The organism is Enterobacter cloacae complex sp. 385G4 (genome assembly GCF_057320665.1).
Genome location: NZ_JBXWDD010000004.1, coordinates 122,253 through 144,359, shown reverse-complemented (window position 1 = coordinate 144,359; position 22,107 = coordinate 122,253). Strand labels below are relative to the sequence as shown.

The 22,107-nt window shown below is 55.5% G+C and carries 27 protein-coding genes; 23 read left to right on the top strand and 4 right to left on the bottom strand.

The genetic code is table 11. The features are described 5' to 3' along the window. Positions 1-335: 335 nt before the first annotated feature. On the bottom strand, positions 336-1,715 hold the full coding sequence (ygjG, locus tag AC2FAJ_RS13525; RefSeq protein WP_048339182.1) for a putrescine aminotransferase: 1,380 nt from the start codon (positions 1,713-1,715) through the stop codon (positions 336-338). A gap of 435 nt (positions 1,716-2,150) precedes the next feature. Between ygjG and AC2FAJ_RS13520 the strand changes: the two genes are divergently transcribed. Further along, a complete protein-coding gene (locus AC2FAJ_RS13520) occupies positions 2,151-3,671 on the top strand; it encodes a methyl-accepting chemotaxis protein (protein WP_060572079.1) in 1,521 nt (506 codons plus the stop codon). A gap of 336 nt (positions 3,672-4,007) precedes the next feature. Beyond that, complete coding sequence (locus tag AC2FAJ_RS13515; protein WP_060572081.1) at positions 4,008-5,567, top strand: methyl-accepting chemotaxis protein; 1,560 nt, start codon at positions 4,008-4,010, stop codon at positions 5,565-5,567. Here AC2FAJ_RS13515 and AC2FAJ_RS13510 read toward each other — a convergent pair. Then, positions 5,564-6,058 carry a PadR family transcriptional regulator gene (locus AC2FAJ_RS13510; RefSeq protein ID WP_041908013.1) on the bottom strand — a complete coding sequence of 165 codons (495 nt, stop codon included), beginning with the start codon at positions 6,056-6,058 and terminating at the stop codon, positions 5,564-5,566. The genes AC2FAJ_RS13515 and AC2FAJ_RS13510 overlap by 4 nt on opposite strands. A gap of 147 nt (positions 6,059-6,205) precedes the next feature. Between AC2FAJ_RS13510 and AC2FAJ_RS13505 the strand changes: the two genes are divergently transcribed. Beyond that, positions 6,206-6,970, top strand: coding sequence for a siderophore-interacting protein (locus AC2FAJ_RS13505; RefSeq protein ID WP_041908015.1), 765 nt, complete (start codon positions 6,206-6,208; stop codon positions 6,968-6,970). Here the strand turns inward: AC2FAJ_RS13505 and AC2FAJ_RS13500 are convergent, their stop codons facing one another. Together AC2FAJ_RS13500 and AC2FAJ_RS13495 are read right to left on the bottom strand one after the other, a co-directional pair. Further along, positions 6,971-8,140 (bottom strand): coiled-coil domain-containing protein, encoded by a 1,170-nt coding sequence (locus AC2FAJ_RS13500; protein WP_041908017.1) that lies wholly within the window; start codon positions 8,138-8,140, stop codon positions 6,971-6,973. It lies immediately after the preceding gene. 193 nt (positions 8,141-8,333) lie between these two features. Beyond that, positions 8,334-8,909 (bottom strand): phage repressor protein CI, encoded by a 576-nt coding sequence (locus AC2FAJ_RS13495; protein ID WP_041908019.1) that lies wholly within the window; start codon positions 8,907-8,909, stop codon positions 8,334-8,336. A 227-nt stretch (positions 8,910-9,136) separates the two neighbouring features. On the opposite strand from AC2FAJ_RS13495, the gene AC2FAJ_RS13490 reads away from it, so the two are divergent. The 20 genes from AC2FAJ_RS13490 (at position 9,137) to AC2FAJ_RS13395 (ending at position 22,105) form a co-directional block, all read left to right on the top strand. After that, the gene (locus AC2FAJ_RS13490; protein ID WP_048958928.1) at positions 9,137-9,475 is read left to right on the top strand and encodes a DUF5347 domain-containing protein; all 339 of its coding nucleotides are present in this window, start codon (positions 9,137-9,139) and stop codon (positions 9,473-9,475) included. Between the two features lie 68 nt (positions 9,476-9,543). Further along, the gene (locus tag AC2FAJ_RS13485) at positions 9,544-9,771 is read left to right on the top strand and encodes a DUF2732 family protein (RefSeq protein ID WP_041908021.1); all 228 of its coding nucleotides are present in this window, start codon (positions 9,544-9,546) and stop codon (positions 9,769-9,771) included. Further along, positions 9,771-9,992, top strand: a complete 222-nt coding sequence (locus AC2FAJ_RS13480) for a TraR/DksA family transcriptional regulator (protein ID WP_041908022.1) — start codon at positions 9,771-9,773, stop codon at positions 9,990-9,992. Before AC2FAJ_RS13485 ends, AC2FAJ_RS13480 begins: the two co-directional genes overlap by 1 nt. Before the next feature lies 1 nt (position 9,993). Continuing rightward, on the top strand, positions 9,994-12,183 hold the full coding sequence (locus AC2FAJ_RS13475) for a replication endonuclease (RefSeq protein ID WP_485454237.1): 2,190 nt from the start codon (positions 9,994-9,996) through the stop codon (positions 12,181-12,183). Between the two features lie 109 nt (positions 12,184-12,292). After that, positions 12,293-12,733 (top strand): DinI-like family protein, encoded by a 441-nt coding sequence (locus AC2FAJ_RS13470; protein WP_041908026.1) that lies wholly within the window; start codon positions 12,293-12,295, stop codon positions 12,731-12,733. A gap of 180 nt (positions 12,734-12,913) precedes the next feature. After that, a complete protein-coding gene (locus AC2FAJ_RS13465) occupies positions 12,914-13,117 on the top strand; it encodes a tail protein X (RefSeq protein WP_042715252.1) in 204 nt (67 codons plus the stop codon). Further along, positions 13,108-13,329, top strand: coding sequence for a phage holin family protein (locus tag AC2FAJ_RS13460; RefSeq protein ID WP_045260131.1), 222 nt, complete (start codon positions 13,108-13,110; stop codon positions 13,327-13,329). Before AC2FAJ_RS13465 ends, AC2FAJ_RS13460 begins: the two co-directional genes overlap by 10 nt. After that, positions 13,313-13,822: a lysozyme gene (locus AC2FAJ_RS13455; protein ID WP_060572088.1), complete on the top strand. Its 510-nt coding sequence runs from the start codon at positions 13,313-13,315 to the stop codon at positions 13,820-13,822. The genes AC2FAJ_RS13460 and AC2FAJ_RS13455 overlap by 17 nt, the downstream gene beginning before the upstream one ends. Then, positions 13,819-14,244 carry an Rz-like lysis system protein LysB gene (lysB, locus tag AC2FAJ_RS13450; protein ID WP_045631363.1) on the top strand — a complete coding sequence of 142 codons (426 nt, stop codon included), beginning with the start codon at positions 13,819-13,821 and terminating at the stop codon, positions 14,242-14,244. Before AC2FAJ_RS13455 ends, lysB begins: the two co-directional genes overlap by 4 nt. After that, the gene (lysC, locus tag AC2FAJ_RS13445; RefSeq protein WP_075202980.1) at positions 14,132-14,377 is read left to right on the top strand and encodes an Rz1-like lysis system protein LysC; all 246 of its coding nucleotides are present in this window, start codon (positions 14,132-14,134) and stop codon (positions 14,375-14,377) included. The genes lysB and lysC overlap by 113 nt, the downstream gene beginning before the upstream one ends. Beyond that, positions 14,340-14,807: a phage tail protein gene (locus AC2FAJ_RS13440; protein ID WP_041908035.1), complete on the top strand. Its 468-nt coding sequence runs from the start codon at positions 14,340-14,342 to the stop codon at positions 14,805-14,807. The genes lysC and AC2FAJ_RS13440 overlap by 38 nt, the downstream gene beginning before the upstream one ends. 81 nt (positions 14,808-14,888) lie before the next feature. Next, entirely contained in the window at positions 14,889-15,530 is a 642-nt protein-coding gene (locus AC2FAJ_RS13435) for a phage baseplate assembly protein V (protein WP_041908037.1), read from the top strand. Next, a complete protein-coding gene (locus tag AC2FAJ_RS13430) occupies positions 15,527-15,877 on the top strand; it encodes a GPW/gp25 family protein (RefSeq protein WP_041908038.1) in 351 nt (116 codons plus the stop codon). The genes AC2FAJ_RS13435 and AC2FAJ_RS13430 overlap by 4 nt, the downstream gene beginning before the upstream one ends. A 5-nt stretch (positions 15,878-15,882) precedes the next feature. Beyond that, on the top strand, positions 15,883-16,791 hold the full coding sequence (locus tag AC2FAJ_RS13425) for a baseplate assembly protein (protein WP_041908040.1): 909 nt from the start codon (positions 15,883-15,885) through the stop codon (positions 16,789-16,791). Further along, entirely contained in the window at positions 16,784-17,314 is a 531-nt protein-coding gene (locus AC2FAJ_RS13420) for a phage tail protein I (RefSeq protein ID WP_041908042.1), read from the top strand. Before AC2FAJ_RS13425 ends, AC2FAJ_RS13420 begins: the two co-directional genes overlap by 8 nt. Positions 17,315-17,325: 11 nt before the next feature. Next, positions 17,326-19,197: a phage tail protein gene (locus AC2FAJ_RS13415; protein ID WP_041908044.1), complete on the top strand. Its 1,872-nt coding sequence runs from the start codon at positions 17,326-17,328 to the stop codon at positions 19,195-19,197. A 3-nt stretch (positions 19,198-19,200) separates the two neighbouring features. After that, a complete protein-coding gene (locus AC2FAJ_RS13410) occupies positions 19,201-19,638 on the top strand; it encodes a tail fiber assembly protein (protein ID WP_485454236.1) in 438 nt (145 codons plus the stop codon). Positions 19,639-20,028: 390 nt separating this feature from the next. After that, entirely contained in the window at positions 20,029-21,216 is a 1,188-nt protein-coding gene (locus AC2FAJ_RS13405; RefSeq protein WP_041908048.1) for a phage tail sheath protein, read from the top strand. Between the two features lie 11 nt (positions 21,217-21,227). Further along, a complete protein-coding gene (locus AC2FAJ_RS13400) occupies positions 21,228-21,746 on the top strand; it encodes a phage major tail tube protein (protein ID WP_023309235.1) in 519 nt (172 codons plus the stop codon). 56 nt (positions 21,747-21,802) lie between these two features. Continuing rightward, the gene (locus AC2FAJ_RS13395) at positions 21,803-22,105 is read left to right on the top strand and encodes a phage tail assembly protein (protein WP_041908050.1); all 303 of its coding nucleotides are present in this window, start codon (positions 21,803-21,805) and stop codon (positions 22,103-22,105) included. The last annotated feature ends 2 nt before the right edge of the window (positions 22,106-22,107 follow it).

Here is a 22,107-nt window from a genome sequence, read left to right as displayed (position 1 = left end):
TAGACATTTTGGTATCGTAATTTATAATTTAATTCTCACATGGTAGAAATGTACCGAAGGTAATGCAATCTATTTGTTCGGTGTTTTTATTAGAACTTCTTAATTTATGATTAAAATAATCTTAATCTATGGGAACCTATTTGCCGGAGTTATATTAATTTATGTGAATATATAATATGTGAAATCGGTGATATCAGTAGCGAGGCATACGAATACCGTTTGAATAACTATTATCAGTCCCTGATTTATTTACGGTTGTGGTAAATGTTGCCGTAATGATTATTTTATTACGTTAAGAAATAACAGGAGCCCCCACTAAATAGGGGGGCTCATTATTACGCCTCTGCCACGCTCACGCGCAGGGCTGCCAGCGCTTTGCGCGCCGCTTTCAGCACCTGCTCACACTGCTCAACGGTGAGCGTCAGCGGTGGCTCAATGCGGATGGTTTTCGAGTTGTTGAGCGTCCCGGCCACCAGCACCCGCTGGCGGAACATCTCGCTCGCGAAGCTGTAGCCGATTTCGTTATCAACAAATTCAATTGCCATCAGCATCCCTTTGCCGCGGGCCTCCTGCACCAGGTCCGGGTATTCCCGGCCCAGCTGGCGGAAGCCGTCCAGCAGCATGTCGCCTTTCTGCTCCGCCTGCGCAGGCAGGTTTTGCTCCAGCAGCACGTTGATGGTCGCCAGCGCCGCCGCGCAGGCCAGCGGGTTACCGCCAAAGGTGGTGGTATGCAGGAACGGGTTGTCGAACAGCACAGAGAAGACCTCTTCCGTCGCCACCGTCGCACCTATTGGCATCACGCCGCCGCCCAACGCTTTCGCCAGGCACAGGATGTCCGGCTGAACGTTCTCATGCTCGCAGGCAAACATCTTGCCCGTGCGCCCCATCCCGGTCTGGACTTCGTCGAAGATCAGCAGCGCGCCAAACTCATCGCACAGCTGTCGCACGGCGGGCAGATAGCCCTGCGGAGGCAGGATGACGCCGCCTTCGCCCTGAATCGGCTCCAGGATCACCGCCGCCACGTCGTCGCCGGTTTTGCGGCATTCACTCAGCACGGTGCGCATGGCGTTAATGTCACCGAACGGCACGTGGCGGAAGCCCGGCAGCAGCGGCATAAACGGTTTGCGGAAGGTGGATTTGGCGGTCGCCGACAGTGCGCCCAGGGATTTCCCGTGGAACGCGCCGCTGGTGGCGATAAAGGTAAATTTCCCGCGCGGCGACTGGTACGCTTTGGCGAGCTTAATCGCCGCTTCGACCGACTCGGTGCCGCTGTTGCTGAAGAAGCTGTATTTCAGCTTGCCGGGCGTTAAGGCCGCCAGCGTTTTCGCGAGCATGGCGCGAAGCGGGTCGAGCAGTTCCTGGCTATGGAGAGGTTGTTTCGCAAGTTGATTCTGTACGGCGGAAACCACTACTGGATTACGGTGCCCCACGTTAAAGATACCGAAACCACCCAGGCAATCTATAAACTCCTGTCCCTGGGTGTCGACAAGCGTGTTGAGACTTCCCGCTTGCCACTCTACGGCTCCGTAATCCCCGCCGGCGGTAACAGATTTGCGATACTCCAGAAAACCAGGATTCACATGCTCTTTAAAGTAATCAATGACCTCTCGGTTAAGTTGTTTCATCTCCTCATGATCGAGCGTTCGCTTCTCAATGAGATTCAGTGCGTGCGCGGTACAGGCAAGAGCCGAGGCGCTGGAAGGTAACCTGTTCAAAATATGCTCCCGGGGATCGCGTATCACATGATACTGAGTTAAGTATTGCAGGGATTACGCCACTTCAGATGACTTAACGAAAATCGGGATAAACGCCAGGTTAAAATTATGTTGCGCAATATTTAATCATGCCGGAGCAATCGAAACGGGATTTAGGGGTACAGGGCAACCCGCATTCTCAGGTGCATAAAAAGGCAATTGCACTAAAGGAGTGCATGGCTTGCGGCTTAAGTGGGCGTTAACAGGTCATGCTTTATAGGTAATTTCTTTGCGAAAGTATTTGGAATCAATGAATTATAAAATCTCACAAAAAGTGCGGTTTAAGTGAAATCTGCGATCTCCATCAAGTTTAACAACTAAAGATAAATTGTTTACCGCCGAAAAAACAATAAACCACAAAATTAACATTCGAATAACCTGCAAGGAATGCCCGTCATGTCTTCTCCTTCCTGTGTCACCCAGAATAATTATCCTCTGGACGATGACACCACCTTAATGTCGACCACCGACGTCCACAGCTATATGACCCATGCGAACGACACCTTTGTGCAGGTGAGCGGCTATCAGCTTGATGAGTTGATGGGCCAGCCGCACAATCTGGTGCGCCATCCCGACATGCCAAAAGCGGCGTTTGCCGATATGTGGTACACCCTGCAGCAGGGTGAGCCGTGGAGTGGCATTGTCAAAAACCGACGTAAGAATGGCGATCATTACTGGGTGCGCGCGAATGCGGTACCGATGGTGCGGAATGGGCAGGTGACGGGGTATATGTCGATCCGCACCAAAGCCACGGAGGAAGAGATCGCTGCCGTAGAGCCGCTCTACCGGGCGCTGAATAACGGGAGCTGTAAAAAACGCATCCAAAAAGGACTGGTGGTGCGTAAGGGCTGGTTGGGTAAACTTCCTTCCATGCCGCTACGCTGGCGCGTACGCAGCGTGATGGCGGTGCTCTTTGCCGCGCTTGCCGCTACCCTGGTGACCACCTCCGCAGGCTGGGTGCCGCTCGCCGCGGCCGCCGTGATAACGCTGCTGGGAACGCTGCTGTTTGAGCAGCAAATTGTCCGCCCGATCGAAAACGTCGCGCATCAGGCGCTGAAGGTGGCGACCGGCGAGCGCAACAGCGTGCAGCATCTGAACCGCAGCGACGAGCTGGGGCTGACCCTGCGCGCGGTAGGACAACTGGGGCTGATGTGCCGCTGGCTCATCAATGACGTCTCAAGCCAGGTGATGAGCGTCCGTGACGGCAGCGACAGGCTGGCGCAGGGGAACGAAGCGCTGAACGATCGTACGCGTCAGACCGTGGCGAACGTGCAGCAGACCGTCGCAACGATGAACCAGATGGCCGCTTCCGTTCAGAGCAACTCAGAAACCGCCGCCGAAGTGGACAAACTCTCCGTCGCCGCGAGCAGCGCGGCGACGAAAGGCGGCAACGCGATGCAGACCGTGGTGAAAACGATGGATGACATCGCCGATAGCACGCAGCGCATCGGCTCGATTACCTCCCTGATTAACGACATCGCTTTCCAGACCAATATCCTGGCGCTGAATGCGGCCGTTGAAGCGGCAAGAGCCGGCGAGCAGGGGAAAGGCTTTGCCGTGGTCGCGGGGGAAGTTCGCCACCTTGCCAGCCGCAGCGCGAATGCGGCTAACGATATCCGCAAGCTGATTGATGCCAGCGCCAGCAGGGTACAGTCCGGCTCCGAGCAGGTGCACGCCGCAGGCCGCACGATGGATGACATTGTCGAGCAGGTGAAAAACGTCACGCAGCTCATCGCGCAGATCAGCCACTCGACGTCCGAACAGGCGACCGGGTTGTCAGAGCTAACCCGCGCGGTGGCGGAACTGGACAGCATTACGCAAAAAAATGCCGACCTGGTCGAGGAGAGCGCGCACATCTCTGCCATGGTGAAACACCGCGCCGGGCGTCTTAAGGATGCGGTGACGGTGCTCCATTGAGCCAGTAATGTTCCGGAAAAGTCGTTTATACCGTAAGGAATAAACGGCTTTTTTATTTGTGATTGTGACTATTAATGTTATTTATTGTTAATGAGATATTAAGTAACTAAAGAAATTGCCTCAGTTATTTATTCCTGCCTAAGTCAGTTTTCCCCGATGCTATTTTGCAAAACCCTGTTCTGGTGGTCTGGTAACGATCGATGGGGCGGAATTAATAGTCTCTACCTATCCATTGTGATGGTTATGAAATAAAAAAACGATCAAAGTCATAAAGTTAGCGGATTCGTTACCGATAACAGCGATCGTCTGAGAAATAATCACATCGATGGAGTAAATATGTTCTTACATGACGTAAAGATCGGCACGAAATTATTTCTGGCGTTTGGATTCTTTATTGTCCTGATGGTGATCAGCGCCAGTATGTCCTTACTGAGCCTGAACCGGGCTAACAACGGGATGCAATCCATCATTACCCATGATTATCCCACCACGGTTAAAGCGAACCAGTTAATCGACAACTTCCAGGAATTTATTAGCACTCAGCAGCTCATGCTGCTGGATGAACAGGGAACGTACACGGCACAGTCGCAGCAGCATCTTAAAGAGATCAGCGAGCATATCACGGTGATTTTGGGCGAGCTGAATACGGTGTTGCAGGACCCGAAATCGCAGCAGGTCCTTGCCGAGATCCGCGACGTTCGTCAGCAGTATCTGGACTCGCGCTATCGCATTTTGCAGGCGGTGCAGAATAATGACCGTGCGGGTGCTATCCAGGAGATGATGACCCATACCCTCACCGTGCAGCAGGCCTATAAAGCTAAAGTGCAGGAGCTGATTGCGATTCAGAACCATGAGATGCAGAGCGCGGGGGCGCAGGTGGAAGGAGACTTCAGGTCCAGCCGACTGCTGCTGATCCTGATCACCCTCTTTAGCGTCGCCGCTGGCAGCCTGATTGGCTGGTTTATCGTGCGCGCTATTACCCGCCCACTCGGCGAGGCGGTGAATTTTGCCAATGCCATTTCAGAGGGCGACCTGACGGGCAGCATCACGCCGCACGGCAAAGACGAAACGGGCCTATTGCTGCACGCGCTGATGGAGATGAAAAACCGCCTGCTGGATATTGTGCAGCAGGTGCAAACAGGCTCGGAGAATATCTCCAGCGCAGCCGCGCAGATTGTCGCCGGTAACCAGGATCTTGCCGCGCGCACCGAGGAGCAGGCAAGTTCCGTTGAACAGACCGCCGCCTCGATGGAGCAGATCACCGCGACGGTGAAAAACACCGCCTCGCACACCGGGGAAGCGACTAATCTCTCGGCAGATGCCGCCACGGTGGTCAAAAACAACGGGGATATGATGAAGCAGGTGACCAGCAAAATGCGCCTGATTAACGAGACGTCGAACCGGATGTCCGACATTATCGACCTGATCGACGCCATTGCGTTCCAGACCAACATTCTGGCGCTGAACGCGGCGGTGGAAGCGGCGCGTGCGGGCGAGCACGGCCGCGGCTTCGCGGTGGTTGCCGGTGAGGTTCGCCAGCTTGCCCAGAAGAGCGCGTCGTCTGCCAGTGAAATTCGCGAGCTGATCGAGAGCTCCACCAGCCAGACCCAGGACGGGATGAATCTGGTGGAAAAAGCGAGCGCGTTGATCAATGGCATGGTCGGCAACGTGGAGGAGATGGACACGATCCTGCGCGAGATCCGCCAGGCCAGCCACGAGCAGACGGAAGGGATTTCGCAGATCAACAGCGCGATTGGCCTGATTGATGCCACCACCCAGCAGAACTCTGCGCTGGTGGAGGAGTCCGTCGCGGCGGCGGCATCCCTTAACGAGCAGGCGATGCACCTGAAAGAGCTGGTACGCGTATTCCGAGTGAGCGAGCACGCGCCGGCTTAATCCAGCTGGGAGATCTCCAGCGCTGCGCGGTCGATTATGCCGATAATCTGCTTGAGCTGCGCGTCGCTGAGCTCTCCCTGATTTACCTTCAGGTCTAACACCGCTTTAAAGTTATCCAGCGCCCGCTTCATCTGCGGGTTTTTGCGCAGCTCAAAGCCGACGCTGCGCGCCTTAATACGCACCTGGATCTGTTCCAGCTGTTCCCGGTTTTCGTCCAGCCAGCGTTGTCCTTCAGCGGTAATCGCAATCTTCTTACGACCGCTCTCTTCTTCCGTAATAGTGATAAAGGTTTGATCCTGCAGATAATCCAGCGTCGGGTAGATCACACCGGGGCTCGGCGTGTAGTTCCCCTGGGTCAGGTTCTCGATCTCTTTGATCAGCTCATAGCCGTGGCTGGCGCTGCGGGTCAGGATATCCAGAATCACCAGTCGCAGGTCGCCGTGGCCGAAAAAGCGCGGTCGGCGTCCGCCGCCGTCGTGTTCATGTCGCATGTTATGCCTCTTAATTTGATATATCTAAACTATATCTAAGATATATTCAGATGCAATCTAAAAAATCTTGCTTTTTTACTGATTAGTAATCATTATCATTTAAAAATCAATTCCGATATATCGTATTCACCAGAGAAGAGGCTAAAAATGGCATCTACCCGTTACCCACAGCGCGTGCGTAATGACCTGCGCTTTCGCGAGCTGACGGTGCGCCGCGTTGAACGCGTTAGCGCAGGCTTTCAGCGCATTGTTTTAGGCGGCGAGGCGCTGGAGGGCTTTAGCTCCCGCGGCTTCGACGACCACACCAAAGTCTTTTTCCCTGCACCTGGCACCACGTTTGTCCCGCCGAAGGTCACCGATGAAGGCATCGACTGGGGCGACGGCGTACGTCCACAGGCGCGCGACTATACGCCGCTGTACGATGAGGCAAATCATGAACTGGCGCTCGATTTCTTCATTCATGACGGCGGGATTGCCAGCGGCTGGGCAGTCGAGGCGAAGGTGGGCGACAGGTTGACGATCGGCGGCCCGCGCGGTTCGCTGGTAGTGCCGGAGGATTACGCCTGGCAGCTGTACGTGTGCGACGAGTCCGGCATGCCGGCGCTGCGTCGACGTTTAGAGAGCATTGCTAAACTGCCGGTTTGTCCGGAGATTCACGCGGTGGTGACTGTAGGTGACGAATCTTATAAGGACTATCTGGCGCACCTGAGTGATTTCAACATCACCTGGGTGGTGGGCCACAGCGAGCAGGCAGTGGCTGACCGTCTGGCGGCGCTGGCCGTGCCGGAGGAGGATTACTTTATCTGGCTGACCGGAGAAGGGAAGGTGGTAAAAAGCCTGAGCCGCCAGTTTGAAACCAACGCGATTGACCAGCATCTGGTGCGTGCCAGCGCATACTGGCACGCTAAATAATCAGGCTGCCGAATCCATTTGCGCTTCGTTAACCTGGTGTTCGAGCGAGGCGCATACCTCTTTTAGCGCTTTCTCCTGCTGAGCAAAGTACGCTTCCATATTGCTCAGCGACGATACCAGCAGCCAGGACTCCTCTTTTTCCAGCTCCGCCAGCTCGTTCACTAAGGTGTCGATTTGCTCGCGGACCTGCGCCATTTTTTTGCGGATACGCTCCAGATCGTTCAGCCTGTCGCTCGCCATCAATGGCTCGAACCCCTGCTGCAGGCGGGCCACCAGCGAGCGAATGGTTTTGACGTCGCCGCGCTGTTTGGCCTGGTTGAGCTGCACCATCATCGCGTTGGCTTCCTCTTTCAGATCGTCTGCGACTAAATCCGGATGGCAGAGCTTGCTCGCCTGCCGCCAGAGGCGCTTGAGTTCGTTCTGATCTTCTTCCGAGAGATGTTTGCCCTTGCGCAGCCGCACTTCGGCATCGTGATGCTGTTCGCGATACTTCTCGTACTCTTCGTTGGCCTCGTCGCGCGCCTGACGCGCGGGCTCTTCTTCGCGCGTTAAGCCGCTTTCCAGTTCGAGCGCTTCGGCCAGCAGGTTGGCAATCAGATTGCTTTGTTGCTCCAGATGCTTACGCGCCTGAGCGGCCTGGACGGAGTCAGCCGGGAGATCGCGCCAGCGCTGGGTAAGCGTCGCCAGCACCTCCACCGCCTGCGCCATATAGCGCTGACAGCGGCGGTAATCCTCCTCGCGACGACGTGCCTCCGCCTGCTGACGACGCAGGTTCAGCTCCGCCAGCGTTTTACGCAGGGCGAGGATCTGCTGCATCAGCGGTCCGAGGCGGGAGAAATAGAGATCGTTGAACTCATCAAGCTGCTGCACGCGCGCGTTGCGGCGGTCAATCAGATCGCGCAGACGCTCTTCCAGCGCCTTCAGCTCCAGCTTGCTGGCGGCTACCTGTGGGTCACGCCACTGGGTCACGGCGCGTTGGCCCTGCAGCCAGGCGGTTATGGCCGCCATGGCCGAGGTATAGTTCTTTTCCTCAAGCGCCACGACGATTGCCTGTAGCTCATCGTCAAACGCTTCATTTTTCAGGCGTGTCAGCTGGCTCTGGATGATGTCGTCATCTTCCAGTTCAATGGCATTTTTAATGATTTCTAGCCGTTTGATCGGTGTGCTCATGATGCCTTTCGCTTTGGCGCTTAAGTATTTGAGTTAAGGGTAGTTGTTGTAAAAGCTACAGGAAATAATACACACGGATGATGATCGGCGCGATGGGGGATTTCTTTAGATTTGCAGTTTGTGAGGTACGAGATATGAGCAGGAGAGCGAATACGCAAAATGGCTTCGTTTTCACTGTTTCCCGCTCTGTCCCTTAAATAACCTCGCTGTAGATCCCCACCACGCGACCCACCGTTTTTATCTCGTTGATACCGCACTCAAACGGAACTTTACCGCCCGCTACGTGAAGTTTTTTGCCCGGTAACAGCGTTAAGTCGCGGATGCTGGCGGTGCCTTCAATCTCGACCAGCCAAAGGCCGTCGGTTAACGACGCCTCTTTTTCGATAAAGTGAAGCTTTCCCTCCGCCCGAACAGCGATGCCGCGAGCCAGCGGTTTGCTAAAGAAACTGGCATCGATGCTCAAAATGGTATTTTCTTCCAGCTTACCATCACTGAGTGTGAATGCCGAAACTGAAACCGGATCGCCCGATGCGGGGTTACCTTCAAACTGCGCACCTTGCCCGGTCATCAGCCAGCGCAAGCTGGCACCGGTGTCCAGCGCGCACTGAACCGCGAAGTCGTAAGAGATGGTACCGCGCGCGTAGCGGTTCTGAAGCGAGCTGGCGGCGATATTAAAGTGCCGGGCCAGCTGGATTTTCTGCGTGAAACCATATACCTGACAGATTCTATCGAGTAACTCTTCATTATTCACTTGAGAATCCAGTATCAAAATATATTCCTTTGGGTGTTTACTAATACTCAATTGGGTATTAATATCATTGCAAATTCGAGCAATCAGCGGCAGAAGTTGGCAAACAGAGGCTAATGATTGCAGACATTATCAAAATGGGAATTTTGCAGCATGGTTTGTGAAATCGCAATCATCAAACGGCGGAAAATGCCGTGCTATGAGCGTTTTCAGCACATTAGCGTGCGTGAATTTATGCGAGGGGAGATATGGCGATAGAAGCTGCCCATGCAAGGGTTCCACTTAGCGTGGGAGCACGTCTTAACGGGCTTAACCACGTCGCTGAACTGCGCGCCCGATACGGGAGCGATAGCGGAAAAGAGCTGGCACGGTTTATGGCCGAGCTGCGCGATAAGCGCGATCCCTGTTTTGAGGAGAACAGCAGGGCGCTGGCCGCCATCTTTTACCTGGCGAGATTACCTGTCGCCCGTCATGAGTGCGATATCAGCGAGCTGACGACCGAAGAGAAACGGGCGCTAATTAACGCCATGAATCATTTTCGTGCCGTTGTGAGTTTATTTCCTGAACGGCTGACCATGCCGATATAACCCAACCAAAAACCTAATGGCGTAAACCCGCCGGGCAGCCTATTGCCTGAAATTAAGGAGAACGCGTGATGCGAAACAGTGAAAACCGCCCCTATCCGATCGGAAGTGAAGAACTGAAACGCCTGCTGATGGAGGCTAAAACAGAGGAACGATGCGCGCGAGCCCTCGCGGTCTCCCTGCGCCTGGAGGCGCTGGCGAGCCATATCTACAAAACCGGCATGAGCGGAGAGGACGTTGCCGAACTGCTGTGCCACGAGGCAGCCCGCTACGAGCGTGAATCACAGGAGCTGCACTGATGGCCGATTTTATCGATCTTGCGCAGGCGCGCGAGCAGGAAGACAGAGAGCGCCACATTAACAGCGCCCGCAGGCGACCCGCATCGCCTTCGCGTTTTCTGTGCGAGGACTGCGATGCGCCGATACCTGAGGCGCGTCGAAAGGCGGTACCTGGAGTGGCCTTGTGCATCACATGCCAGGAGATCGCGGAGATGAAAAATAAACACGTCCGGGGAGGATGAGTTGGCGACGTCATTTGCTTATCCGTGGAACGCTCCACGGTCGGCCATTGCCAGCCCTTACCTCACGCACACCCAACAGCAGCGTCGCGATCGCCTCTTCGCGGCGCTGCAGCAGGCAAGAATTGCCCTCTCACAGCAGCCTGACTGCGTGCGCTTCGAGGTCTGGCGCACGATTGACGCCCTCGAGCAGCATCAGGGCAGCCTGAAGGCTAATGCTTTCTCGATCCGATTCTGCAAAAGGATGTTGCCTCGCCTGCGTCTGGTCTCTGAACGCTATGCCTGCAAGGGCCTGCACAATACGGTCTCCAGGGCCGTGTTTAATGACCATTTCGACACCCAGATTCTGCAATACCTCGCTTCGAGGATGGTTGAGCTGGTTACGCGCTATAACCGTCTTCCGGATATGTCCCGCGCGGACATCGACCTGCTGGCCGCAGATATCGCCAGCTTTATTCGCGGCGAGCTGGCGAATATTAACGATGCTGAGATGGGCGAATACCGGACGCTTTACGTCTGGTACCAGCGCGCCGGACTGATCGCCCGGCAGTTCAACGTTTCGCCTCCCCACTGGGAACGGGTGTCAAAGACGTTTTTCAACAAAGATGACGCTGCCTCGGCGGTGATCCGCATGTTTTCCGAGGTGTGGTGGCGCGGGCGCCTGCGCCGTATCGCGGCGGCCTGGCGCGAGCATTTGCAGATTGCCCTCGGCAACGTCAGCAAAAAGAGAACGGCGTATGCGAGCAGGCGCTGCGTGACCGAGTGGCGCGAGCAGAAGCGCCGCACCCGCGAATTTCTCAAGGGCATGGAGCTTGAAGATGAAGAGGGCAACCGCATCAGCCTGATTGAAAAATACGATACCTCGGTGTCTAACCCGGCGATACGCCGCTGTGAACTGATGACCCGCATCCGCGGTTTTGAAAATATCTGTGAGGCGCTGGGCTACGTGGGCGAGTTCTATACCTTAACCGCGCCCGCGCAGTATCACGCGACCGTGAAATCGGGCTACTCCAACGCTAAGTGGAACGGGGCCAGCCCGGCGGATACGCAAGGCTACTTTACCCGTCTCTGGGCACGTATCCGGGCAAAACTCCACCGGGACGGGCGACGTATTTTTGGTATCCGCGTTGCGGAACCCCATCACGACGGTACGCCCCACTGGCACATGCTGATGTTTATGCTGCCGGGAGATGTTGACTGCGTTCGCCAGATTATCGGGGATTACGCGCGGCAGGAGGATGCTGTTGAGCTGCAGAGCGAAAGTGCCATAAGAGCGCGCTTTCACGCGGAAGCGATCGATCCTAAGAAAGGCAGTGCTACCGGTTACATAGCCAAATACATCTCAAAGAATATCGACGGCTATGCGCTCGATGGCGAGACCGATAACGAAAGCGGCGGGCTTCTGAAGGAGACGGCGTCCGCCGTTTCGGCCTGGGCGGGACGCTGGCACATTCGTCAGTTTCAGTTCATCGGCGGCGCGCCGGTAACGGTCTACCGCGAGCTGCGACGTATGGCGGATACTGAGGCCGCGCGCGGCTTGAGCGTTGAGTTTGCCGCCGTCCATGATGCCGCCGACGCCGGTGACTGGGCGGGTTACGTTACTGCGCAGGGAGGGCCGTTTGTCCGTCGCGATGATTTACAGGTGCGCACGCTGTATGGACCGCGCGCCGGGTTTAACCAGTACGGCGAGGAAACGGTCCGTATTCGTGGCGTGTACGACTCCGCCGTCGGCGCGGGCAGCCCGATTGTCACCCGGCTCACCCAGTGGAAAATTGTGCCGAAGAGGGCCTCGGAAATTAAGAATGCGCCTGAGCCCTCTCGGAGTTCTGTCAATAACTGTACGCAGGACAATCTGTCTCAGCCCCTAAGCCGGCGTGCGAGACGGGCATTAACCGAACGCATCAAATTCATCCGCCCCGGCGCTACGTCGCCCATCGTCTTCGCGAGCGACCCGCAGAACGGGGTACCAGAGAAGGTGATTGACGAGATACGGCTCGCCACCGGGATAGCCATCAGCCGGGGCGAGGCCCTGCATCTTATGGCCGGAGGCGTTAGCCGTTTTAACGACAAATGGTGCAGGGGCGCAGCTGACGGAACGCTATTTCCTGCAGCGTGTTCTTATCAGGAAAAGGCGCGGAAAATCCTTGAACGTATTGGGTATTTAACGGATTTGTTAACCAGGCGAGTACGCTAATCTTTATCGATATCATGTACATACCGTTAAAGGTTCTGATTTTTCGCTTCACTCTTTTTATGAATACATGCTACTGTATGTTTATACAGTATCTCGTGGTGGAGGTTGTGTGGACAGAGAGTTGAACGAGCAGGTCATGATTGAACGAGTCGAGATGATTGCTCGGCTGACGACAGAAGGAACGTGTCAGGAAAGAGATCGTGAGATTGCCCTGAATTTGATTGCTGAGATTGCGCGGGGAAATTTAATCAAGAACAACGCCTTTACCGTTGTTTTCTCGGCATCGCCTGTTCCGGAACGAATCAAAAAAGAGAGTAACGTTCGGGTGAACATTACTCTCGATAAAGATCGGCTGGCTGGCCAGTCCGTCGCCGAAGCCTTTCAGTGCGAACTGACCCGCAGAATAGGGTCCCTGTTTCCGTCAACGAGGGTGACCGTGAGAGTAGGCTCGGTGACGGGGGTAGAGCTCCAGGGGCTTGAAAAAGAGGCCGATCGCGAGGCGCTGGACACTATTCTCCGGGAAGTCTGGGAAGACGAGAGCTGGCGCTAAACCCGGTTTTATTACCCGGACCGAACACCCTCATTAGATTTTTACGTTCCCATTGAACCGCGCTTCGCTTCCCTCGGATGGTTTGTTGTGTCCGCGAGCGTCCATCCGTCGGCGATAGCGAAAAGCCTGCTGGCCCGGGAAACTCTTCAGTACCTGGAAACCGGATGTTGGGAGCGACTGATGAAGATCTATGCAATGCAGGGGGACACGCTTGATGCCGTTTGCGCCCGCTTTTATGGGCGCACGGCTGGCGTCGTTGAAGCCGTTCTGAAGGCCAACTCTGGCCTCGCGGAGTTAGGGGTTATCTTGCCTCACGGAACGCCGGTAGAGATGCCGGAGGTGGATAGCGCCCCCACAAAAGAATCCGTAAACCTATGGGACTGAGCCTGGAGAAAATCACCACGTTTATCGCCTACTGGCTGGCCGTGGCGCTGGCCTGGTTCGGGGCGATGTCTCCTGACAAAGTCGCGCTGTACGTGGGAAGTCTTTGCGCCATTTTTACCGCGCTGACGAATTACTGGTTTAAGCGAAAAACCTGGCGCTATCTCAAATCTCTTGGCCTCGATAAGAAGAGCATTCGTGAACTCAATCATTAAGCGTTGCAGCGTCGCCGGCGTGCTGGCCCTGGCGGTGCTGATGCCTGATTTTCGGTTACTGAAAACGTCTCCGGAGGGGCTGGCGTTGATTGCCGATCTTGAAGGATGCCGCCTCACGCCCTACCGGTGTAGTGCCGGGGTGTGGACGTCAGGCATTGGCCACACGGCAAACGTTGTGCCCACGCGGGACATTACCGAACGCGAGGTCGCGGCAAACCTGGTCGCTGATATGCTCAACGTGGAGCGGCGGCTGGCGGCGTGCGCGCCGGTGGAGATGCCGCCTCGGGTCTACGACGCGCTGGTGAGCTTCACGTTTAATGTCGGCGCAGGCGCTGCCTGCCGTTCGACGCTGGTGTCCTTTATCAAGCGTAAACAGTGGTCACAGGCGTGCGAGCAGCTTACCCGCTGGGTGTACGTCAACGGCGTTAAAAATACCGGGCTCGAAAATCGCCGTGTCCGCGAGAAGGCATGGTGCACGAAGGGGTTGCCATGAGAGCCCTCATGCTGGCGCTGGCCGGACTGCTGGCCATCACGCTGTGGCTCCGTCATGACAACCTGACCCTGTCCCGTTCCTTAGCTACGGCTAACCGGGTCGCCAGCGAGCAAAAAAATGCCCTCGCCACGCTTAACCATCAGCTGTCCCTGTCGCAACGGATTGCCCGATCAAACGAAAACGCCCAGGTCAGGCTCCGTGAGGCGCTTGTCACTGCGGGTGAGGAGAGCGCGAAACGGGAAGCGACTATCGGGAGATTACTTAATGAAAATGAAGCGTTACGCCGCTGGTATAACGCTCGGCTGCCTGATGCTATCCGCAGGTTGCACACCCGCACCGCCTGCGCCTCCGCAGCCCATTGTTTACCACGCCTGCCCGAAGGTGAGCCTCTGCCCGATGCCGGGCAGCGAACCCGCCACTAACGGCGATCTCAGCGCGGATATTCGCAGGCTTGAGTATGCCCTTATCGCCTGCGCGCTGCAGGTTGAAACCATTAAAAACTGTCAGGATAAATTCGATGCACAAACTCAAGAGCCTGCGCCAGGCATTAATTGACGCCATCCCCCAACTGAACGCCAGCCCGGAGCGCCTGCAGATGTCGGTCGGAAACGGCCATATTGACGCCCGCCTGGCCTCCTCGCTCTCCTTTGAAAAGCACTATGAGCTGATTGCAAAGGTCAGCGGTTTCACCGGCGACAGCGAGGGATTTTTCGTTCCCGTGCTGGCCTGGCTTCGGGAGAACCAGCCGGACATTTTTACCCTTGATGAAGGCCGTAAAAACGGATGTTCCTTCACGATCGTCTTAAACGATGACGATACGATGGATATCAGCGTCAGTTTGCAATTAACCGAGCGCATGCTTGTTGCACAGGAGCAGGGCGCTCTGCACGCGACGTATTCCCCCGAACCGCCGCTGCCGGAGCCCGTCACGCGTCCGACGTCGTTGTACATCAACGGTGAGCTGGTCAGCCAGTGGGAGGCGTAATTTCCCCCGCGCCGTGTTGTTTCATCCCGCATAAAACCCCGTCTCGTTGCTGCCGTTCCTCCTGAACGGCATTCTCTTCTCATGAATACATTAACTTCCATGAACGGTATCGCTCGCGCGATCCGCAATCTGATTCGTATCGGTGTTGTGACCGAGGTTGACCTCAACAGAGGGCTTTGTCGTGTCCAGACCGGCGGGATGAAAACTACCTGGCTGAACTGGCTAACCTGTCGTGCGGGACGTTCGCGCGTCTGGTGGGCGCCTTCCGAGGGCGAGCAGGTGCTGCTGCTGGCCATCGGAGGCGAGCTTGATACCGCCTTTGTGCTGCCCGGCATTTTCTCGGACGACCATCCGGCCCCGTCCGGGTCGTCTGACGCGCTCCATGTATCGTTCCCTGACGGCGCGGTGATCGAGTACGAACCCGAACGCGGGGCGCTGACGGTTACTGGCATTAAAACGGCCGACATTACCGCCTCGGAATCGCTGACCGCCACCGTGCCGGAGGTGCGGGTGACGTCAACTTCCCGCATCACGCTGGATACGCCTGAAGTGGTGTGTACCAACAAGTTAATTACCGCCTCTCTTGAAGTGCAGCAGGGCGGTGTGATGGCCGGAAATATTGAGCATTCCGGCGGTAAATTCACCTCCAACGGGGTGCAGGTGGACAACCACGCGCACGGCAGCGTGCAAAGCGGCGGAAGCTGGACTAAGGGGACACAATGACGGTGCGATACAGGGGAATGAACAGGCAGACCGGGCTGAGCATTTCAGAAGCTGAACACATCCGGCAAAGCGTGCGCGACATTCTGGTCACGCCGATTGGCTCGCGGGTCATGCGCAGGGATTACGGCTCGCTGCTGGCGGCGATGATCGACAGGCCGCAGAGCCCTGCTCTGCGTCTGCAAATCATGTCCGCATGCTATTCCGCCATCCAGAAATGGGAGCCGCGGATAAGCCTGACGGCAATCACTTTCGAGCGTTCGGAGAACGACGGGACGTTGTATGTCGATATCACCGGCACGCGCCCGACCTCCGGACAATCCTTTTCTATCACCATTTCACTGAGTTAAACGCTATGGCTATTGTTGATCTGAGCCAGCTCGCCGCGCCTGATGTCGTGGAAGAGGTGGATTATGAAACGCTGTTGGCAGAACGAAAGGCCACCTTTGTCTCGCTCTATCCCGAAGAGGAACGAGAGGCGATTGCGCGGACGCTGACGCTGGAGTCAGAGCCGATTGTGAAGCTCCTGCAGGAGAATGCCTACCGGGAAGTCATGTGGCGTCAGCGGGTTAACGAGGCCGCGCGTGCGGTCATGTTGGCCTATGCAGCGGGCAGCGATCTGGACCAGATTGGGGCAAACGCTAACCTTGCGCGTCTGGTGATCGCCCCTGCCGACGACACCACGTTCCCACCCACGCCGGCTGTGATGGAGTCCGATACCGATTTTCGTCTGCGCATCCAGCAGGCGCCGGAAGGGCTGAGCGTGGCCGGTTCGACGGGCGCGTACCAGTTCCATGGCCGCAGTGCCGATGGCCGGGTAGCGGACATCTCCGTCATCAGCCCGCAGCCGGCGAACGTCACGATTTCCGTACTCTCCCGGGAGAATAACGGCATAGCGTCTGAAGAGCTGATCGCTATTGTTCGTAACGCCCTAAACGATGAAGACATCAGGCCGGTTGCCGACCGCGTTACCGTCCAGTCGGCCAAAATAGTTGATTACAGCATCGAAGCATCGCTTTTCCTTTTTCCCGGCCCCGAAAGCGAGCCGGTACTCAACGCGGCAAGAACCCGGTTACAGGCCTATATCACGGCTCAGCATCGTCTTGGACGCGATATTCGCAAGTCCGCCATTTATGCCGCTCTTCACGTAGAAGGGGTGCAGCGGGTGGAACTGACCGCACCCGCGGCTGACATCGTGCTTGATGAAACCCAGGCCTCATGGTGCAGCCACTACAGCGTAACCGTGGGAGGGAACGATGAGTAACACCCGCCTTTTACCGGTTGGCTCATCGCCCCTTGAGGTCGCGGCAGCGCGCGCCTGTGCGGACATCGAAAATACGCCCGTTCCGTTGCGCCACCTCTGGAATGTGGATACCTGCCCGGCGAATTTGCTGCCGTGGCTGGCATGGGCATTTTCGGTTGACCGCTGGGACGAAAGCTGGCCGGAAGCCACCAAGCGGGACGTGATCCGCGCGGCGTGGTTTATCCATGCCCACAAAGGGACGATTGGCGCCGTGCGTCGCGTGGTGGAGCCGCTTGGCTATCTGATTAACGTCACCGAGTGGTGGGAAACCAACGATCCGCCCGGCACTTTCCGCCTTGATATTGGCGTGCTGGACACCGGTATTAACGAGGAAATGTATTACGAAATGGAGAGGCTGGTTGCTGATGCAAAGCCTGCCAGCCGCCACCTTATTGGCCTGAATATCATCCAGGACATTCCGGGTTATCTCTATACCGGCGCCTTGGGCTATGACGGCGACATCATCACGGTTTATCCCGGATAAGTGAGAGCACAATGACAGTGAAATATAAAACGGTTATCACCAAAGCCGGTGCCGAAAAACTGGCTGCAGCGACCGTCCCGAACGGCAAGAAAGTGAATTTTACGGCGATGGCGGTGGGTGACGGTGGTGGCACGTTGCCGGTGCCTGATGCCGGGCAGACGAAGCTGGTTAATGAAGTCTGGCGCCATGCGCTGAATAAAATCAGCCAGGATAACAAGCATCAAAATTATGTGATCGCGGAGCTGCTCATTCCGCCTGAAACCGGTGGTTTCTGGATGCGAGAAATGGGCCTCTATGATGACACCGGGACACTGATTGCCGTTGGGAACATGGCTGAAAGCTATAAGCCGTTGTTGGCGGAAGGATCCGGACGTGCGCAGACCGTGCGTATGGTCATCATGGTAAGCGACATTGAGTCAGTCGAACTCTCGATAGATACGTCTACGGTAATGGCGACCCAGGAGTACGTTGATGAGAAGCTTGAAGAGCATGAGCAGTCTCGTCGCCATCCTGATGCCACGCTAACGGCTAAAGGGTTTACTCAGCTTAGTAGTGCGACTGATAGCTCCTCTGAAGCGCTGGCGGCAACGCCGAAAGCGGTTAAGGCTGCCTACGACCTTGCCCGTGGTAAGTATACGGCTCAGGATGCGACTACCGGACAAAAGGGGATTGTTCAGCTTAGCAGTGCGACCGATAGTGCTTCAGAGACGCTTGCGGCCACATCAAAGTCTGTGAAGACTGTCAGTGATGATCTCATAAAGCTGAAAAACAGTCTGGGTACTGCTGCTGGTAAAAATGCCCAGGATAGTCGTGACGACATCACGCCCGGGCGCGTGGTGGTTAACGGTGGTGCGCTTGCTATACGGTCTGCGGCTGCCGAAGCGAGCAGAGAGATTAAAGACGCAAGCGGTCTTCCTGCTAATTCCGTAAGTTTCTGTTATGCCAGTGCTGCCTATTCACCTGGCTATGAGGCGACAATTCTTGATGTGGGAGGACTGGGTGGTAACTATCGGGTGCAATATGCTGCGTCTTATAGTGATGGCGGTAAACAGCTAAAATTCCGTACCTTAAATGGAGATAACGGATACTGGGGGAGCTGGACGAAAGTTCTCACAAACTACGGGGGAAGCGTTGATTATCTCGATGGTGCAAAGTATTACGCCACTAAGCCGGAATACTGGCAGGGAGGTGGGGCATTTGCACATCAATATACTAATGGCTCAGCACCGTTTTTTGTTGGTGGATACACTACCGCTAAAGATAATTCGGTATACCTTCCGATCGTGAAAGGAACGTCTGTAACGAGTGGTCATGGATATGGTGCTTCTGTTAGTTTTGGCATATTACGATCGGGTAAAAATGATTTTGGTTCCGCAGTCGTTCATATCATTGGGGATTCTGGCAGTGGAGCCCTGTATTCTTTTGATGCAAACGGAACATTCAATGCACCCCAACGGCTTTATAGCGGCGACTCAATTCTTGCTGCTGGGCAAATTAACAGCGGAGGCAATATCGTTGCGGGTCAGGGGGTGTTTGAATCCGGCGGGCAGGTAAGGGTTTATTCTTCGAACAACCCGCCACCGAACCAGTCAGGGTCGACCACCACCGGAAACAACTCTGCCTATTACCGTCACGGCAACGGTCAGGTGTTCATGCAGTGTATTGGCGGGGTTGCTTCCAACTCCAATTCCAACCCGGATGTCACTGTTTATCTTCCGGCTGCTTTTCCTAACGGAATCCTCGCAATAGGTGGCTCTTTCAGCGGAACAGGGGGGAGTGACAGAGATTCTTACTGGACAGCTAACCCTTTAAGTGCAAGTGCTTTCACTCTTCACACGCGGAATATGAGCGGTTATTTCTCTTTTGTCGTAACAGGATATTAGTTTATGCATAGTCAGTTATTCAGCAATAAAACGCGCGGCTTCTATCCGATAAAAAGTCTGCGCTATTACAAGTCTGTTAACGCTCTGCCGGATGACCTTGTTCGGGTCAGTGATTCAGAGCATGAAAAATTTGTCGGTGCTGCTCCCGTTAACTGCGCCCCCGGTTACAACGTCGAGAGTAAACAGATGGAATGGATCACTGTAACCGCACCGGTCAGAACACCAGAAGAAACCCTCGCGACTAATCGCAGAGAGCTATTGAACAGGCAACGAGAGGCGGCGGTTCGCGCTTTTCCGCTGCAGTCTGCAGTTGATTTGGGGATTGCCACCGAGGAAGAAAGAATACAACTGGAAGAACTGAAAAAATACGTTGTTGAACTGACGGGGATTGACCTCAGTACACCTGACTGGCCTAAAACTCCTGTGTGGATTTCTGTTTAATCGGTTGGTTATTTTAAAGAAATAGTCCGCATCATGCGGGCTATTTCTTATTCATAGGGACATTCCTCATATTCTTCTGTTTCATCACCGACAAAGAATTGCAGCTAGTAATAACCAAAAATCCACCTTGCAGTCCGACCATCTGTTAACCACAGTAAAATCGTCATAACCATCGTTATTGGCGCAACGATATCGATAATATTCAATCATTAATCATGGTTATCGACGAACAATGACTCATGATTGATCGCTCAAAACGAGCGGTCACCTTTCCCGCGCGGGTCAACCACTCACTGTGCGTTGTGCTGTCTTACCTCCAACGGCATTACGTTTCATAACTCCCCCGCCCAAGAGAAACTAGCCTCACCACTAAACGAAGGAGTTAACCGGATGGGCGACTATCACCACGGCGTGGAAGTTATCGAAATCAACGATGGCACCCGCACCATTTCCACCGTCTCGACGGCAATCATCGGCATGGTCTGTACGGCCAGTGATGCTGACGACAAGACATTTCCTTTAAACGAGCCCGTGCTCATTACCAACGTGCAAAGCGCGATTGCGAAAGCCGGCAAGGCGGGGACGCTGTCCGCTTCTCTGCAGGCGATCGCCGACCAGTGTAAACCGGTTGTCGTGGTTGTTCGCGTGGCTGAAGGCACCGCAGAGACCCCGGAAGAGGCTCGCAAACAGACCGTTTCCAACATCATCGGTACCACCGATGAAAACGGTAAATACACCGGTCTGAAGGCGCTTCTCACGGCGAAAACGGTGACCGGCGTTAAGCCACGCATTCTCGGCGTACCGGGGCTGGACTCTCAGGAAGTGGCAACCGCGTTGGCCGCCACGTGCCAGAGCCTGCGCGCGTTTGGCTATGTCAGCGCATGGGGGTGCAAAACCATTTCTGAGGCGATCAACTACCGTAAAAACTTCAGCCAGCGCGAGCTGATGGTTATCCACCCTGATTTTCTGGCGTGGGATACCACTACGAATGCGACGACAATGGCCTGGGCGACCGCCCGTGCGCTTGGCCTACGTGCCAAAATCGATCAGACAATGGGCTGGCATAAAACCCTGTCAAACGTTGGCGTTAACGGCGTCACTGGCGTAAGCGCTTCGGTCTCCTGGGATCTGCAGGAACAGGCCACCGACGCGAACCTGCTTAATCAGGCTGGCGTCACCACGCTGATTCGCAACGACGGCTTCAAATTCTGGGGTAACCGCACCTGCTCAGACGATCCGTTATTCGTCTTTGAAAACTACACCCGTACCGCGCAGGTGCTGGCCGATACCATGGCGGAAGCGCACGCGTGGGCGATGGATAAACCCATCACGCCAACGCTTATCCGCGACATCGTGTCCGGTATTAATGCCAAGTTCCGCGAGCTGAAAACCAACGGCTATATCGTCGACGGCTCCTGCTGGTATGACCCTGAGTCGAACGACGCATCAACCCTGAAAGCGGGGAAACTGTATATCGATTATGACTACACCCCTGTCCCGCCGCTGGAAAATCTGACCCTGCGCCAGCGCATCACCGATACCTATCTGGCAGACCTGTCAGATTCGGTTAATAGCTAAGGAGCTGAAGCATGGCGTTACCACGCAAACTGAAATATCTGAATATGTTCAACGATGGCCTGAGCTACATGGGCGTTGTTGAGTCCGTCACCTTGCCGAAGCTTACCCGCAAGCTGGAGAAGTATCGCGGCGGCGGTATGCCCGGCTCGGTCTCTGTCGATCTCGGCCTGGACGATGATGCCCTGGCGCTGGAGTGGACCGTTGGCGGTCTGCCGGACGCCGCGCTGTGGGCGCAGTATGCCTCTCCGGGCGCGGACAGCGTGCCGCTGCGCTTTACTGGCTCTTATCAGCGCGATGACACCGGCGAAATTTCCGCCGTCGAAATCGTCATGCGCGGTCGTCATAAAGAGTTTGATGGCGGTGAAAACAAGCAGGGCGAGAGCGGCACCACCAAAATGTCCACCGAGTGCGCCTACTACCAGCTGACCATTGATGGCAAAGAGATCATCGAAATCGACATCATCAACATGGTGCTGAAAGTCGATGGTGTCGATCGCCTGGCAGAACACCGTAAGGCCATCGGCCTGTAACCCTTTAACCGGCCGGGATCGCCGGCCGGTAAGTTAACTTTGTGAAGAGTAACGAAATGGAAAATACCAACGAGATCGCCATGAACGAAAATCCACATATCGTCACGCTTGATAGCCCCGTTCAGCGCGGTGAGCAAAAAATTGAAAAGGTGACCGTTTCAAAACCGAATGCAGGGACCCTGCGAGGGGTATCGCTGGCGTCGCTGGCGCAATCTGACGTAGATGCGCTGATCAAGGTGCTGCCGCGAATGACCTCGCCAGCCCTGACCGAGCATGAGGTTGCGCGCCTGGATGCCTGCGATCTGCTCTCTTTTGCTGGCAAGGTGATCGGTTTTTTGTCACCGGCTTCGGCTCGCTGAAA

Excerpts from the sequence above, each read along its gene's own strand:
- AC2FAJ_RS13520 (WP_060572079.1), top strand. The coding sequence starts at position 2,151 with ATGTCTTCTCCTTCCTGTGTCACCCAGAATAATTATCCTCTGGACGAT.
- AC2FAJ_RS13515 (WP_060572081.1), top strand. The coding sequence starts at position 4,008 with ATGTTCTTACATGACGTAAAGATCGGCACGAAATTATTTCTGGCGTTT.
- AC2FAJ_RS13510 (WP_041908013.1), bottom strand. The coding sequence starts at position 6,058 with ATGCGACATGAACACGACGGCGGCGGACGCCGACCGCGCTTTTTCGGC.
- AC2FAJ_RS13505 (WP_041908015.1), top strand. The coding sequence starts at position 6,206 with ATGGCATCTACCCGTTACCCACAGCGCGTGCGTAATGACCTGCGCTTT.
- AC2FAJ_RS13500 (WP_041908017.1), bottom strand. The coding sequence starts at position 8,140 with ATGAGCACACCGATCAAACGGCTAGAAATCATTAAAAATGCCATTGAA.
- AC2FAJ_RS13490 (WP_048958928.1), top strand. The coding sequence starts at position 9,137 with ATGGCGATAGAAGCTGCCCATGCAAGGGTTCCACTTAGCGTGGGAGCA.
- AC2FAJ_RS13485 (WP_041908021.1), top strand. The coding sequence starts at position 9,544 with ATGCGAAACAGTGAAAACCGCCCCTATCCGATCGGAAGTGAAGAACTG.
- AC2FAJ_RS13480 (WP_041908022.1), top strand. The coding sequence starts at position 9,771 with ATGGCCGATTTTATCGATCTTGCGCAGGCGCGCGAGCAGGAAGACAGA.
- AC2FAJ_RS13465 (WP_042715252.1), top strand. The coding sequence starts at position 12,914 with ATGAAGATCTATGCAATGCAGGGGGACACGCTTGATGCCGTTTGCGCC.
- AC2FAJ_RS13460 (WP_045260131.1), top strand. The coding sequence starts at position 13,108 with ATGGGACTGAGCCTGGAGAAAATCACCACGTTTATCGCCTACTGGCTG.
- lysB (WP_045631363.1), top strand. The coding sequence starts at position 13,819 with ATGAGAGCCCTCATGCTGGCGCTGGCCGGACTGCTGGCCATCACGCTG.
- lysC (WP_075202980.1), top strand. The coding sequence starts at position 14,132 with ATGCTATCCGCAGGTTGCACACCCGCACCGCCTGCGCCTCCGCAGCCC.
- AC2FAJ_RS13440 (WP_041908035.1), top strand. The coding sequence starts at position 14,340 with ATGCACAAACTCAAGAGCCTGCGCCAGGCATTAATTGACGCCATCCCC.
- AC2FAJ_RS13435 (WP_041908037.1), top strand. The coding sequence starts at position 14,889 with ATGAATACATTAACTTCCATGAACGGTATCGCTCGCGCGATCCGCAAT.
- AC2FAJ_RS13430 (WP_041908038.1), top strand. The coding sequence starts at position 15,527 with ATGACGGTGCGATACAGGGGAATGAACAGGCAGACCGGGCTGAGCATT.
- AC2FAJ_RS13425 (WP_041908040.1), top strand. The coding sequence starts at position 15,883 with ATGGCTATTGTTGATCTGAGCCAGCTCGCCGCGCCTGATGTCGTGGAA.
- AC2FAJ_RS13420 (WP_041908042.1), top strand. The coding sequence starts at position 16,784 with ATGAGTAACACCCGCCTTTTACCGGTTGGCTCATCGCCCCTTGAGGTC.
- AC2FAJ_RS13415 (WP_041908044.1), top strand. The coding sequence starts at position 17,326 with ATGACAGTGAAATATAAAACGGTTATCACCAAAGCCGGTGCCGAAAAA.
- AC2FAJ_RS13410 (WP_485454236.1), top strand. The coding sequence starts at position 19,201 with ATGCATAGTCAGTTATTCAGCAATAAAACGCGCGGCTTCTATCCGATA.
- AC2FAJ_RS13405 (WP_041908048.1), top strand. The coding sequence starts at position 20,029 with ATGGGCGACTATCACCACGGCGTGGAAGTTATCGAAATCAACGATGGC.
- AC2FAJ_RS13400 (WP_023309235.1), top strand. The coding sequence starts at position 21,228 with ATGGCGTTACCACGCAAACTGAAATATCTGAATATGTTCAACGATGGC.
- AC2FAJ_RS13395 (WP_041908050.1), top strand. The coding sequence starts at position 21,803 with ATGGAAAATACCAACGAGATCGCCATGAACGAAAATCCACATATCGTC.